Origin of the sequence: Pseudomonas saudiphocaensis, assembly GCF_000756775.1 — a bacterium.
Classification (GTDB): domain Bacteria; phylum Pseudomonadota; class Gammaproteobacteria; order Pseudomonadales; family Pseudomonadaceae; genus Stutzerimonas; species Stutzerimonas saudiphocaensis.
In genome coordinates this window covers 1,586,450-1,600,059 of record NZ_CCSF01000001.1, presented here as the reverse complement: position 1 = coordinate 1,600,059, position 13,610 = coordinate 1,586,450, and the positions used below count along the sequence as shown (strand labels likewise).

General features: G+C 60.9%; 12 protein-coding genes and 1 pseudogene. 8 read left to right on the top strand and 5 right to left on the bottom strand.

The features are described 5' to 3' along the window. Positions 1–9: 9 nt before the first annotated feature. Positions 10–2,415 carry a phosphoketolase family protein gene (locus tag BN1079_RS07440; RefSeq protein WP_037023360.1) on the top strand — a complete coding sequence of 802 codons (2,406 nt, stop codon included), beginning with the start codon at positions 10–12 and terminating at the stop codon, positions 2,413–2,415. A gap of 46 nt (positions 2,416–2,461) precedes the next feature. On the opposite strand, the gene BN1079_RS07435 is transcribed toward BN1079_RS07440, so the two are convergent. Beyond that, on the bottom strand, positions 2,462–2,857 hold the full coding sequence (locus BN1079_RS07435; protein ID WP_037023359.1) for a PA3611 family quorum-sensing-regulated virulence factor: 396 nt from the start codon (positions 2,855–2,857) through the stop codon (positions 2,462–2,464). Between the two features lie 105 nt (positions 2,858–2,962). On the opposite strand from BN1079_RS07435, the gene BN1079_RS07430 reads away from it, so the two are divergent. Further along, positions 2,963–3,676, top strand: a complete 714-nt coding sequence (locus BN1079_RS07430; RefSeq protein ID WP_037023356.1) for a tRNA-uridine aminocarboxypropyltransferase — start codon at positions 2,963–2,965, stop codon at positions 3,674–3,676. A 35-nt stretch (positions 3,677–3,711) separates the two neighbouring features. On the opposite strand, the gene BN1079_RS07425 is transcribed toward BN1079_RS07430, so the two are convergent. After that, positions 3,712–4,632 carry a DMT family transporter gene (locus tag BN1079_RS07425; RefSeq protein WP_037023354.1) on the bottom strand — a complete coding sequence of 307 codons (921 nt, stop codon included), beginning with the start codon at positions 4,630–4,632 and terminating at the stop codon, positions 3,712–3,714. A gap of 240 nt (positions 4,633–4,872) precedes the next feature. Here BN1079_RS07425 and erdR point away from each other — a divergent pair, with 240 nt between their 5' ends. Beyond that, positions 4,873–5,523 carry a response regulator transcription factor ErdR gene (gene erdR, locus BN1079_RS07420; RefSeq protein WP_037023353.1) on the top strand — a complete coding sequence of 217 codons (651 nt, stop codon included), beginning with the start codon at positions 4,873–4,875 and terminating at the stop codon, positions 5,521–5,523. A 23-nt stretch (positions 5,524–5,546) separates the two neighbouring features. Here erdR and BN1079_RS07415 read toward each other — a convergent pair whose 3' ends face one another. Then, positions 5,547–6,473, bottom strand: a complete 927-nt coding sequence (locus BN1079_RS07415) for a LysR family transcriptional regulator (RefSeq protein ID WP_037023352.1) — start codon at positions 6,471–6,473, stop codon at positions 5,547–5,549. Between the two features lie 112 nt (positions 6,474–6,585). Between BN1079_RS07415 and fpr the strand changes: the two genes are divergently transcribed. After that, on the top strand, positions 6,586–7,362 hold the full coding sequence (fpr, locus tag BN1079_RS07410) for a ferredoxin-NADP reductase (RefSeq protein ID WP_037023350.1): 777 nt from the start codon (positions 6,586–6,588) through the stop codon (positions 7,360–7,362). 52 nt (positions 7,363–7,414) lie between these two features. Here the strand turns inward: fpr and BN1079_RS07405 are convergent, their stop codons facing one another. Next, positions 7,415–7,900: a YchJ family protein gene (locus tag BN1079_RS07405; protein ID WP_037023348.1), complete on the bottom strand. Its 486-nt coding sequence runs from the start codon at positions 7,898–7,900 to the stop codon at positions 7,415–7,417. Between the two features lie 538 nt (positions 7,901–8,438). Between BN1079_RS07405 and BN1079_RS17805 the strand changes: the two are divergent. Then, a pseudogene (locus BN1079_RS17805) lies at positions 8,439–8,795 on the top strand (OmpA family protein); the annotation flags it as partial. Positions 8,796–8,885: 90 nt separating this feature from the next. On the opposite strand, the gene BN1079_RS07395 reads toward BN1079_RS17805, so the two are convergent. Next, positions 8,886–9,350: a CopD family protein gene (locus BN1079_RS07395; RefSeq protein WP_037023346.1), complete on the bottom strand. Its 465-nt coding sequence runs from the start codon at positions 9,348–9,350 to the stop codon at positions 8,886–8,888. A 97-nt stretch (positions 9,351–9,447) separates the two neighbouring features. Here BN1079_RS07395 and dinG point away from each other — a divergent pair, with 97 nt between their 5' ends. The 3 genes from dinG to BN1079_RS07380 all read left to right on the top strand — a co-directional run bounded on the left by dinG (position 9,448) and on the right by BN1079_RS07380 (position 13,507). After that, positions 9,448–11,592, top strand: coding sequence for an ATP-dependent DNA helicase DinG (gene dinG, locus BN1079_RS07390; protein WP_037023345.1), 2,145 nt, complete (start codon positions 9,448–9,450; stop codon positions 11,590–11,592). Between the two features lie 19 nt (positions 11,593–11,611). Further along, positions 11,612–12,760 carry an EstA family serine hydrolase gene (locus BN1079_RS07385; protein ID WP_037023344.1) on the top strand — a complete coding sequence of 383 codons (1,149 nt, stop codon included), beginning with the start codon at positions 11,612–11,614 and terminating at the stop codon, positions 12,758–12,760. Between the two features lie 126 nt (positions 12,761–12,886). Then, complete coding sequence (locus BN1079_RS07380) at positions 12,887–13,507, top strand: OmpA family protein (protein ID WP_037023342.1); 621 nt, start codon at positions 12,887–12,889, stop codon at positions 13,505–13,507. Positions 13,508–13,610 lie beyond the last annotated feature (103 nt).

The window sequence follows — 13,610 nt, the reverse complement described above, 5'->3', positions numbered from 1 at the left end:
AGCGACCTCATGAACCAATTACTGCCCAGCCTTGCTGAAATGGACCATCACGCCGAGCTGCAACCCCAGTTCGCAGCCTGGCGCGCGGGTTATGGTCCATTCGTGCATTCGCTGGAAACTCAGGCGGCAGTTTTTCGTCTGGCTCACCAGCTGGTCCAGGCTGGTTTGCAGGAAGACCTGGCCAGTGTCTATCGCCTCATGCAGGCCATCGATCGGTTGAGCTCGGCAGGGCTCTGGCTGGTGGTGCACATGACCTATGCACGCCAGGTTCGCCTCGATGGCGCGCCCCTGACAGCCGAGGACTTCAAAGCCAACCCTGAGGGGCATACCGGCGGTTCGCTGAACATGGTTCCAGCTTACGCCGGCTACCTGGGGCTCAACGCCCTTACCGGGACCACTCGCGCCTGGTTGATGGGGCAGGGCCACTGCGTGGCGGCTATCGAAGCGCTGAATCTGCTCACCGATAACCTGCATCCCGAGCAGGCCGAGGCCTATGGTGGAGGGGAGGCCGGGATCAATCGCCTGCTCCAGGATTTCTACGGTTATCAGCAGGCGGCTGATGGGAGTCCTGCCGCGCCCCTAGGTAGCCATGTCAACCCGCATACCGCTGGCGGCATAGCCGAAGGCGGCTACCTGGGCTTTGCCGAGCTGCAATATGCCCACATGCCGCTGCCGGGCGAAACGCTGGTGGCCTTTCTTTCTGACGGTGCGGCTGAGGAGCAGCGCGGCAGCGACTGGATTCCGCGCTGGTGGCGCGCGGAGGACAGTGGCGTGGTGCTGCCGATCATGATTGCCAACGGAAGGCGCATCGAGCAGCGCACCCAGCTCGGTACCGATGAGGGGCTGGCAGGGTTCCGCCAGCACCTGAGCGGTTGCGGCTTCGATCCGATTCTGTTCGATGGCCGCGACCCTGCAGCCTTTGTCTGCATGTTGTGGGAAATGGAGCAGCGTCTGGCCCGGCGTGTTGAGGAAAAGGAGCGGGGCATCCTCAATTACCCATTGCCGATTCCCTATGGTATTGCCGAGACAATCAAGGGCTTCGGCTTCTATGGCGCTGGCAGCAATGCCTCGCATAATCTGCCGCTGCCGGGTAATCCCTCGAAGGATGAGACTTCACGCAACCTGTTCAACGAGCATGTTGCGCCGCTGTTCGTTCCCCAGGATGAGCTGCGTGCCGCGCGCGAACTCCTGCTCAAGCACCGCCAGGGAAGACCGCTGGAGCGCGACAATGCTCTGGCGCTGCGTCGCCCGGATGAGCCGGTCGTGCCGGCGCTGAACTACCGCGATGACAGTTGCTCACCCATGGCGGCGGTCGACGATTTCTTCGTGGCGCTGACTCAGGCCAACCCGTCGCTGCGCCCCCGTGTAGGCAATCCCGATGAGCTGGCCAGTAACCGCCTGGGTGGTGTGCTCAAGGCGCTCAAGCATCGCGTGATCGAACCGGAGAGCGAGTTTGAGGCGGTGGATGGGCAGATCATTACCGCACTAAACGAAGAGGCTGTGGTTTCCGCCTGCCTGGCCAACCAGGGTGGGCTCAATCTGGTTGCCAGCTACGAAGCCTTCTGCGTGAAGATGCTCGGTGCGGTGCGTCAAACCCTGATTTTCGCGCGTCAGCAGAAGGAAGTCGGGCGACCGGCGGGCTGGCTCGGTTGGCCACTGATTGCGACATCGCATACCTGGGAAAACGGCAAGAACCAGCAATCGCACCAGGACACCACCTTTTGCGAGGCGCTGCTGGGAGAAATGAACGACATGGTGCGGGTGCTCTTCCCCGCTGACCACAACAGTGCCTTGGCATTGTTGCCGTCCATTTACCGCGCGCGGGGTGAGCTGGCCTGCATGGTCATGCCCAAGCGTGACCGGCCAGCATTCTTCAATCGCGAGCAGGCCGAGCAGCTTGCCAGGGATGGCGCCGTCATCGTTGCTGAGGAAGCTGGCGAAAGCCCAATGCTGTTGATCGCCAACGGCAGCTATCAACTGAGCGAAATGCTGCGCGCAACTGAGCGGCTGAAAGAGGCGCACATCGCCTACCGCCTGGTGTATCTGCAGGAACCGGGGCGTTTCCGAGCTCCGCGGGATCGCTGGGAAATCGATGCGTTGGCGGCCGATGGTGTGCGCGACCGTCTATTTCCCGAGCGGATGCCGCAGCGTGTGTTGCTGACTCATATGCGCCCTGAAGTACTGCGCGGCCATCTCTGGCCGATCCTGCCGGATGCAAACTGCAGCTCGGTGCTGGGCTATCGAAACCGTGGCGGTACGCTGGACGAAGCCGGCATGCAGTTCGCCAACCGTGCCTGTTGGGCGAACGTGCTGGCAGCCTGTGCGCGGTTACTGGACATGCCGCGCACGGCGTTGCTGAAGGCTGACGAGGCCGCCGCGGTGGCTGGCAAGGGTGACCCGGGCGTATTGCGCTGACAGGGGCGTGAGCGCGGGGTAGTTAGCGCTGCCCCGTGCTTGGCTTTTAGCAGTCGCTGGCGCGGTAGCGCTCGCTGGTGATGGGTTTCTTGCTTTGGTACTCCATGAACTCGAAGCGCAGCACGGCCCCCTGGGCCATCAGCTGGCGCAGGCCATCGTTATTGCACACGCTTGCCGCCAGCTGAGTGCGAACTTCCTTAGGGTTATCGCGCATCTGCGCGGCATGTCGAGGCCGAACGCTCAGATGGTTGACCAGCTCGTTGCCGTCGACGGTGTAGCCTTCATCAAGAAGATCTTCATTGATAGCGCGGGGCGTGCCGACGCTGCTTTGCTGGGCAACCTTTTCCAGCAGCTGAGTCAGTGACTGTTGCTCCTGTGCTGCTGCGATATGGCTGAAAGGCAGGGCAAGACAGAGTGTGAGTAGAGCGGTCGTGCGGTACATAGCGATCTCCTGGTGACTGCCGTCGTTCGACCTATGGCTGCCTGCGCGGTTCATTGTGCTTTGCTAGACTGCCGGCCTCTTGAAGCTGCCACCGACCCGTACCTCATGCCCCATGCTGTAGCTCGCCTGCGCGAGGCCCGCCTTGCGCGCAGCCTCAAGCCTTTTGTCGCCCGAGGCTCGCGTGCACCACGCTGCGCTCGTTGCCGTGTCCGCGACAGCCATTGCCTGTGTGGCTGGCTGCCGCAGGTGCCGGCGCGCAGTGCGGTATGCCTGATCATGCACGATATCGAGCCGCTGAAGCCGAGTAACACCGGTTGGTTGATTGCGGATCTCGTGGCCGATACCCATGCGTTCAGCTGGCAGCGGACGGCGGCGGACCCAGCTTTGCTCGCATTGCTGGAAGATCCGCAGTACCAGCCTTTTGTGGTATTTCCCGGCGAATACGCCGAGCCCGAGCGCGTGGTCGAGACGGTCCAGATTGATACGGGCAAGCGTCCGCTGTTCATTCTTCTCGACGCAACCTGGACTGAGGCGCGCAAGATGTTTCGTAAAAGTGCGTACCTGAACCGTCTGCCGGTGCTTAGCCTTCAGGCAGAAGTTTTGTCGCGCTATCGACTGAGACGCTCCACTCGCACAGAGCACCTGTGCACCGCCGAAGTAGCAGCGTTGTGTCTGGGGCTTGCGGGCGACGACCAGGCTGCGACTGCGCTGGATGCCTGGTTCGACGTTTTTACCGAGCACTATCTGGCTGCCAAGCATCAGCGAGCCCCAAGCCTGGATGATGAGGCCCATCGGACGCTGGCGTCTCTAAGCGTTTAGCCGGCCGCCGCGGCTGGGCTACAGTCGTCTGCGAGTCAGCGTTTCACCTCAGCCAGTTCACTGCCTGTCATCAAAGGTGCCGGCTGGCGTGGCCAGAGCTGGGCGGCGAGCATGCCTATGAACATCAGTGTGCAGCCGAGGTAGCCTCGCATGCTGAGGCTCTCATCGAGGAATAGTGCACCGGCAATCGCCGCGAACACCGCTTCCAGAGAAAGGATGATGGCGGCGTGCGAGGCAATCGCATGTTTCTGCGCGACGACCTGCAGGGTATAACCAACGCCGACGGCGAACACGCCGCCATAGATGACGGCCGGCATTGCCAGCCAGATGCTGTTGAGGCTGGTTTCTTCGAATACCGCCGCAAGGATCAGGCTGAGCACAGCACAGGTAACGAACTGTACGAACGCCAAACGAATAGCGTCGTGGCGGCCGACGAAAAAACTTACCAGCAGGACATGTACACCCCAGACGAATGCGCCGGCCAGCTGGATCCAGTCGCCCGAGGCCACGGTAAAGTCATCACCGATGCTCAGCAGCGCCATGCCAACGACTGCCAGGATCGCACCCATCCAGGTCCCCATGCCGGTTCTCTGGCCGATGATCAGCCCCAGCAAGGGCACAACGATGACATAAAGTCCGGTAATGAAGCCCGAGTTGGTGACGCTGGTGAACAGCAGGCCCACCTGCTGGAGGTTGATGCCCAAGGTCAGCGCCAGGCCCATGCACAAGCCGCCCAGCAGCATTCCGCGCTTTAGAAAGGGCTCGTGTCGTGCGGGTCCGCGTCCCTGCTGCAACAGCAGCGGCAGCAATACGATAGCGCCCAGGGCGAAGCGTAGCCCGGTGAAGAGGAATGGGCCGATGTTATCCATGCCGATCCGCTGTGCCACAAAACCGCTACCCCAGATCATGGCGGTAATCAGCATCAGTAAGTCGGCGCGAAGGGCTTGGTTGCGCATGTTTGGACTCGTCGACAAAAGGCGCGAACTTTGCCTCAAAACTCCGCACTTGACCACTTATACATGGGCCGGCATGCTTGCGCCGCCTGATTTATAATGCGCTGGCATTCGAATTCCGATTGATGGCGAGATATCATCGAGCCATCACGCCTCCGAAAATAAATTTCGGCTTCCCTGAGGTCAGTCTGTTGGATTCGGCTCAGGCCGATGAAAGCGCCAATAAAAACTATAGGTCTGCCAATGGCTGCTTACGAAATCCTTATCGCTGATGATCATCCGCTGTTCCGCAGCGCGCTCCAGCAAGCGCTGACAATAGGCTTGGGCAGTGAGGTGCGGCTTTGCGAAGCAGCCAGCATTGCCGAGCTGGAAACCCTGTTGAATCAGAGTGCCGACTGGGATCTGGTTCTGCTGGACCTGAACATGCCGGGCGCTTATGGCTTTTCCGGGCTGGTCCTGCTCAGGGGGCAGTATCCGCAGATACCTGTGGTAATGATCTCCGCGCAGGAAGATGCTGCCGTGGTTGCTCGCTCTCGCGAGTTCGGCGCCAGTGGCTTCATTCCCAAGTCCAGTTCGCTGGAGAGCATTCAGGAAGCGGTCCGAGCCGTGCTTGACGGTGATGCATGGTGGCCCAGCAATATCCAGGACGTTGCCCATGTCAGTCCCGAGGCGAAGGCGGCCAGCGAAGGTCTGGCCAGTCTCACGCCGCAGCAGTTCCGGGTGCTGACCATGGTTTGCGATGGGTTGCTGAACAAGCAGATCGCCTACGAGTTGAATGTCTCCGAGGCGACCATCAAGGCGCATGTGACGGCGATCTTTCGCAAGCTTGGGGTTCGCACCCGCACTCAGGCGGCGCTGCTGCTACAGCAGATGGGCTCCATTCCAGCTAGCTGACATCGGCCCGCTTAAGCATAATTTCACGGGATCGTCGGCAGCACGATCTCGTCGCTGCGCCTGATCCCCTTGGTAAGTGCCTGGCATAGCTCGGTGAACTCGCGCATGGCGGCTGTCTGGTATTTCTGCGCGTGCCAGATGAAGTTGAATTGCCGGGTCAGGTGCAGGTCCGGTGTCTCCAGGGCCACCAGGCTTCCGCGTCGGAAGGCATCGCGCAATGCCAGACGGGAAATACAGCTGATTCCCAGCCCTGACTCGACCGCACGCTTGATCGCTTCGGTGTGTTCCAGCTCAAGGCGGATATTGGGTCTGAGCGCGTGGCGGTCAACGGCGTGATCGAAGGTTCGGCGCGTGCCCGAGCCTTCTTCACGCAGGATCCAGGCCTCTCGGGAAAGGTCATCAAGGCCGATCAAGCCGCGCTTGGCCAACGGGTGTTGCGGTGCGCAGAACACGACCAGCTCGTCTTCGACCCAGGGCAACACCTCGATGTCCGGATGCTGACAATCGCCCTCGATCAAACCCAGATCAAGTTCATATTGCGCGACCTGCTGAACAATATGTGCGGTGTTGTGGACGTGCAGTTTCACCCGGCACTCTGGGTGGCGTTGCATAAAGCTGCCGATTAGCAGGGTCGCGAGATAGTTGCCGATGGTCAGGGTCGCACCCACATGCAGGGAGCCGAAACCTGTCTTGCCGGCCAACAGATCCTCGATGGCTTTGGCCTGATCAAGCAGGCTGACTGCTTGCGGTAGCAACTGGCGGCCCAGCGCATTGAGCCACAGGCGTTTGCCGGCTCGGTCGAACAACTGGCAGCCGGACTGACGCTCCAGTTCAGCCAGCGAAGTGCTGGCCGCAGACTGAGATAGCGCCAGGCTTTGCGCAGCGCGCGAGACGCTTCCTTGCCGGGCAACGGACACGAAAACCTGCAGCTGTCTCAACGTAAAATGCATATCTATATAACCGATAAGGTATATCGTTAATATTCATTTAACGAATATTAACGGTCTCGGTAGACTTGGTACAGAACGATGCGCCGTCGCGCACTAGAAGGGGTATTCGTACATGAGCAACCTGAACGTCGAGCGAGTCCTCAGTGTGCATCACTGGAATGACACGCTGTTCAGTTTCAAGACCACGCGTAACCAGGGGCTGCGTTTCGAGAACGGTCAGTTCGTCATGATCGGTCTGGAAGTCGAAGGGCGTCCGCTGATGCGTGCCTACAGTATCGCCAGCCCGAACTACGAGGAACATCTTGAGTTCTTCAGTATCAAGGTGCCGAATGGGCCGCTCACATCGCGTCTGCAGCATCTCAAGGAAGGCGACTCGCTGATGGTCAGCCGCAAGCCGACCGGCACGCTGGTGCTGGGCGATCTGCTGCCGGGCAAGCACCTTTACCTGCTCAGCACCGGCACTGGCCTCGCACCTTTCATGAGTGTGATTCAGGATCCGGAAGTCTACGAGCGCTTCGAAAAGGTCGTGCTCGTGCATGGTGTCCGCTACGTCAATGAAGTGGCCTACCGAGACTTCATCACTGGTCACCTGCCGCAGAACGAGTTCTTTGGCGAGGAGCTGAAGGAAAAGCTGATCTACTACCCGACAGTCACCCGCGAGCCCTTCGAAAATCAGGGTCGGCTGACCGATCTGATGCGCAGCGGCAAATTGTTCAGCGACATAGGCCTGCCGCCCATCAATCCCGAGGATGACCGCGCGATGATCTGCGGCAGCCCGAGCATGCTGAGCGAAACCAGCGAAGTGCTGGACAGTTTCGGGCTTAAGGCTTCACCGCGGATGGGCGATCCGGGGCACTACCTGATCGAGCGGGCGTTCGTGGAAAAGTAGGGTCCGTATCGGGGTTCAAAGGCCGGTCGGCGCGATGCGTCTGCCGGCTTTTTTATAGATAAGGCGCGCAGCATTTCTTGAACTTCTGCTCGCTGCCGCAGGGGCAGGGATCGTTGCGCCCGGCTTTAAGCGGGGTAGTCGGGTCGATGAAGTACCATCTGCCTTCGTGCTGTACGAACGCTGAGCGCTCCTGATGAGCATGTGCGCCGGCCTGGTCGTGCCAGCGCGCGGTAAAGGTCACCAGAGCATGTTCAGGTTGCCCGCCCAGTAGCTGGCTGTGTTCAACGTCAAGCCCAAGCCAGGTGCTTGCGGCGCTCCAGTCGCGCATCGCCTGCAAGTCCAGCGAAGCCTGCTGGGCGGGCAGGGTGGTGGCCTGCAGGTAATCAATCAGCCCCAGTACATAAGCGCTGTAGCGCGATCGCATCAGCCGCTCTGCGCTGGGCGCGGGCGCTCCGGCGTGGTAGCGGCCGCAGCAGGCATTGAGTAGGTCGCCGCTGCCACAAGGGCAGTGGGCATTGCCTGTAACTTGAGTCGTCATGTTAGTCACACTTGTCTGGTTTCGGCGGATGCAGCTCTGGCCTGCATATGAAGGTTTCGGAACCTGCTACTGCACAACCGGGTCACAGATTCAGTGAGCAAGGCCTGCTCATTGCTTTTGCGGCCTGCGCGTCTCTTTAGAGCCTGTTCGGTTTGAAGACTAGCGCGGCGGCGCTTGCCGGCCTAGTCTCGTTATAGCTGGAGCAATTTGTGCGTTGCTGCATGCGCTCCGGTCGATCTCATACCAGGAGGCTTTACCGATGAGTACTTTACGGACAGCAGTACCCGTGATTGTGATGACTACCTTTCTGGCCGGTTGTGCAGGGGTACAGAAACAGGATTGGCCCACCTGTGCGGCAGTAGGTGGTGTCACCGGTGCGGCGCTGGGTGCGATAGAGAGCAGCACCTATACGGGCTACGGTGCGCTGATCGGCGCCGGTGTGGCGGCGGCTTACTGCCTGGCCAACGGCACCGAAGAGCAGACCGTTGCCGTGGTCGAGACGGTTGAGCCCGCTCCGATGGCTGAAGAGCCAGAGCCTGTTGCCGAGCCGGTACGCGTTGAGCTTGACGTCAAGTTCGACTTCGACCGCGCTGTGGTCAAGCAGGACAGTATGGCCGACATCCAGAACCTGGCGGACTTTATGAAGCAGTACGGCCAGACTTCTACTGTCGTTGAAGGTCACACCGACTCGGTAGGTACCGATGCCTATAACCAGCGTCTGTCCGAGCGTCGAGCCAATGCCGTGCGCGACGTGCTGGTCAATCAGCATGGCCTGGACGCCAGTCGTGTTGACGCAGTCGGCTATGGTGAGTCCCGTCCGGTTGCCGACAACTCGACCGAGGAAGGCCGTGCCATCAACCGCCGCGTGGAAGCTGAGGTAGAAGCGCGTCCTTGACGGACTTGTTGAAACCTCGAAGCCGGGCGTTGCGCCCGGCTTTTTTATGGGCGGCTAAAAGGCCTTCTTATGAGTTAGGTAGTCCTTCCCTCAGAGCAGCGGGCGGGCACTGGCCAGTGCCACAACTACAATGCCCAGCAGCAGATTGATGCCTACCAGTCGGCGGATGCCGCCCAGTGTTGCGCCGCCTTCAGGCCAGTTTTGTGCGGCAATGGCGCGCTTGAGCCTGGGAAGCTGCAGCAGCTGGATGCGCAGGAACAGCGCAAGCATGACTAGGTACAGCCCGGCCATGACGTGCACATAGCGGGGTGCTGCCGCCAGGTTGTCGAAGCGCAAGTGCCAGAGGCCGATACCGCTGATCGGCAATACCAGCACTGCAAGCCAGACCCACTGGAAGAAGCGCCGAAACACCTCGGCCCAGAGTCGCAGGCGTTCCGGCGGCTGCAGCTCGGAAACCGCGGCGGGCCGCAGGATCATCCAGGCGAAAAACATGCCGCCTACCCAGATCACGGCGGCGAGCACATGCAGCGAGTAGAGCAGGGCGAAAGGGGTCATGCAGATCTCCTGTAATGTTTTCAGAGGTTCCCGAAGAGAACGCGCGCTATCATAGCCACCCCTCGAAGTACTGAAAATATATACAGCACCTACGCCCATGCTCAGCACCGAACTCAAAACCCAGATTCAGGGCGCCTATACCCGCTTTCTCGAAGCTAAAGGCCTTAAGCCTCGTTACGGCCAGCGCCTGATGATTGCCGAGGTCGCGAAAGTGCTGGGAGCAATCGAGGCCGACGACGAAGGCCGGCGAGACGGCGAGCCGGCCATCGTCACAGTCGAGGCGGGGACCGGAACCGGCAAGACGGTGGCCTACAGCTTGGCAGCGATACCGGCGGCCAAAGCGGCGGGGAAGCGGCTGGTCATCGCTACCGCCACGGTCGCGCTACAGGAGCAGATCGTGCACAAGGATCTGCCCGATCTGATGCGCAACAGTGGTTTGGACTTTTCCTTTTCACTGGCCAAGGGCCGCGGTCGTTATCTATGCCTGTCGCGACTCGACGCGCTGCTGCAGGAAGGCCAGGCGCAAAGTGCCACTGCTCAGCTGTTCGAGGATGAGGGCTTCCATATCGATGTGGACGAGCGCAGCCAGAAGCTCTACGGCAGCATGATCGAGAAGCTCGCCGGTAACCGTTGGGATGGTGACCGCGACAGCTGGCCCGAGGAGCTGGACGATAGCGACTGGGCGCGGTTGACGACCGATCACAGTCAGTGCACCAGCCGCCATTGCCCCAACTTCCAGCAGTGCGCCTTCTACAAGGCACGCGAAGGCATGACCAAGGTCGATGTCATCGTGACCAACCACGACATGGTGCTCGCCGACCTGGCGCTTGGCGGCGGCGCAGTGTTGCCCGATCCGCGTGACACGCTATACGTGTTTGACGAAGGTCATCACCTGCCGGACAAGGCGATCGGCCACTTCGCCCACTTCACCCGCTTGCGTTCTACGGCTGACTGGTTGGGGCAGGTGGAAAAGAACCTGACCAAGCTGCTCGCTCAGCACCCTTTACCGGGCGATCTGGGGCGCCTGATCGAAGCAGTGCCGGAAATCGCCCGCGATCTGCGTAGCCAGCAGCAGTTCATGTTCAGCGCCTGCGAACAGTTGGCTGATTTCAGGCCTGGCGAAGATATGGAAGGCCGAGAGCGGCCGCGTCACCGCTTTGTGGGCGGCGTAGTACCCGAGCACCTGCTGGAGATGGGGGGCGAGCTGAAAAAGGGCTTTGCCAAGCTGACCGACTTGTTCACGCGCCTGGCCGAGTTGCTCAAGGAAGCGATGGATACCGAGTCTGGCGTCGGCATTGCCAGTCATCAGGCGGAGGAGTGGTATCCGCTGTTCGGCAGTCTGCTGACTCGTGCTCAGGGTAACTGGGAGCTGTGGACCGCCTTCACCGCCGAGGACCCCGAGGACAGCCCGCCAATGGCGCGTTGGCTGACGCTGGCCGAGGGTGGTGCTCTGTTCGATATCGAGGTCAATGCCAGCCCAATCCTTGCGGCTGAAACCCTGCGACGCAATTTGTGGAATATCTGTTATGGCGCGCTGGTGACCTCCGCAACGCTCACGGCGCTTAACAGCTTCGACCGCTACCGCATGCGCGCCGGATTGCCGCGTTGCGCAGTGACTGCGGTAGTGCCGAGCCCCTTCCAGCACGCCGATGCCGGTGTGCTGCGGGTACCCGACCTGCAAGCCGATCCGCGTGATGCCACGGCCCACACGGCGGCCATCATTCGTGAGCTGCCGCAGCTTGTGGAGGGCTCGCGCGGAACCCTGGTGCTGTTTTCATCGCGTAAGCAGATGCAGGATGTATTCGACGGCCTGGAGCGGGACTGGCGCAAGCGGGTGCTGATCCAAGGCAACCTGTCCAAACAGGAAACCCTGAACAAGCACAAGGCGCGGGTGGACGAAGGCAAAGACAGTGTGCTCTTCGGGCTGGCCAGTTTTTCCGAGGGCGTCGATCTGCCCGGTGCCTATTGTGAGCACGTGGTGATCGCCAAGATTCCCTTCGCCGTCCCGGATGATCCGGTGGAGGCGGCGCTGGCGGAGTGGATCGAGGCGCGTGGCGGCAATCCGTTTATGGAAATTGCGGTTCCCGACGCCTCGCTGCGCCTGGTGCAGGCCTGCGGACGCTTGCTGCGTAGTGAAGAAGATCGCGGCACCATCACTCTGCTCGATCGCCGGGTGGTGACCCAGCGTTACGGCCGGGCCATTCTCAGTGCCCTGCCGCCGTTTCGTCGTGAGATTGACTAGAAAACAGGGGAGACCAGGCGTGGAGATTCAAGGCTATTTCGATCTGCGTTTCGAGGCGCTCAGGGAGTGCTTTCAGGAGCTCTTCGAAGAGGGTGGGCAGCGAGGCGCTGCGGTATGCGTGATGGTCGGCGGCGAGACAGTAGTCGATCTGTGGGCGGGCAGCGCTGACAACGCCGGCGAGCAGGCCTGGCATAGCGATACCCTGGTCAACCTGTTCTCCTGCACCAAAACCCTGACGGCCGTGGCAGCCATGCAGCTGGTCGACGAAGGCAAGCTGCAGCTCGATGCGCCGGTCGCGCGGCTCTGGCCTGAATTTGGCGCCAACGGCAAGCAGGACGTCACCCTGCGCCAGCTGCTCAGTCATCAGGCGGGGTTACCGGCGATTCGCCGACCACTGCCTGCCGAGGCGCTATATGACTGGGACACCATGACCGCCGCGTTGGCCGCCGAGCAGCCGTGGTGGACACCCGGTGAAGGCCATGGCTACGCCGCCATCACCTATGGCTGGCTACTGGGTGAGTTGATTCGCCGTGCCGACGGTCGCGAGCCAGGTGAGGCGATTGTTGCCCGTATCGCCGGCCCGCTGGACCTGGATCTGCACATTGGCCTCGATGCGGCCGAGGATCATCGTGTCGCCTACCTGACACGGCAGAAGAACAACTTTGGTGATGCGGCCAGTCAGCGTCTGCTCACAGCGATGATGGGCGATCCGCAATCGCTGACGGCGCGGGCCTTCAGCAATCCGCCGTCAGTCATGAACAGCGCCAACAAGCCGGAGTGGCGACGCATGACGCAGCCCGCAGCCAATGGGCATGGCAATGCGCGCTCGCTGGCCGGTTTCTATCAGGGGCTGCTAACTGGCGATTTGCTCGATCCGATGCTGCTTACCGAAATGGCGCGCGAACACAGTGTCGGAGAGGACCGCACTCTTTTGACGCGCACCCGCTTTGCGCTGGGGTGCTGGCTGGATCAGCCCGAGGTGCCCAATGCCACTTTCGGAATGGGGCCAGGTGCCTTCGGTCATCCCGGGGCGGGTGGCTGCATCGGGTTCGCTGACCCACAACGAGAACTGGCTTTCGGATTTGTCACCAATACTCTGGGACCCTACGTGTTGATGGATCCGCGGGCGCAGCGTCTGGCGCGCGTGGCAAGTGCGTGCTTGGGTTAAGCCGCTCGTCTGTTTGTCTCGACATCACTTTTCAGAACAAGGACCTGCGTCCACAATCTGAAGCAAATCCTTGCTTATGCTGTCTACCAGCTGCCCGCATCAATACTTACCCACGGAACTCGCAACATGAATCTGCTGAAAAGCTCCTTTCTGATCCTGCTTATGATTCTTGCCGGCTGTAGCAGCAAGGGTGAAAAGCCAACTGCTGCAGCGCCGCTGGAGCCGGTGATCGATCATGCCTGGCTGGATGACTACGAGCCTCGCCTGCGTGATGCTCTCAAGGAAAGCAGCTTTGAAGTCGAGCGCCGCAAGGGGCTGTTGGTGGTTACGGCGCCGGTAGACGCCAGCTTCAATCCGGATCGTCCGGGCATGCTGCTACCCGTAACGCTGGGCCCGATCAGTCGGGTGGCGAAACTGGTCGAGAATGATGAGAAGACCGCGGTCGTGGTTTTAGGGCATGCCGACAGCACGGGTTCGGTGGAAATCAACCGTACCATCAGCCGTCAGCGCGCCGGCGCGGTGGCAGCGATTTTCCGTCTCAGCGGGCTCAAGCATGACAGGTTGCGCATCCGTGGTATGGGTTCAGATATGCCTCGGGCCTCCAACGAGCATGAGGAAGGGCGTGCACTGAACCGCCGCGTCGAGATGATGCTGGCACCGCAAGCCACGCTGCTTGCGCTGATCAGTCAGTACAATACGCCGCCGACCCAGGTGGCCGCAGCCGAAGTGAGCAAAAAGGCCGAGTAAGCCTGCGCATGCAATCCGAGGCTCGGCCTCGGATAGTTTTGCGCTGAGTCAAGCGCGGGGCGGGGTCAAACCGATTAAGCTTAGACTTCGACTGATTCAGGAA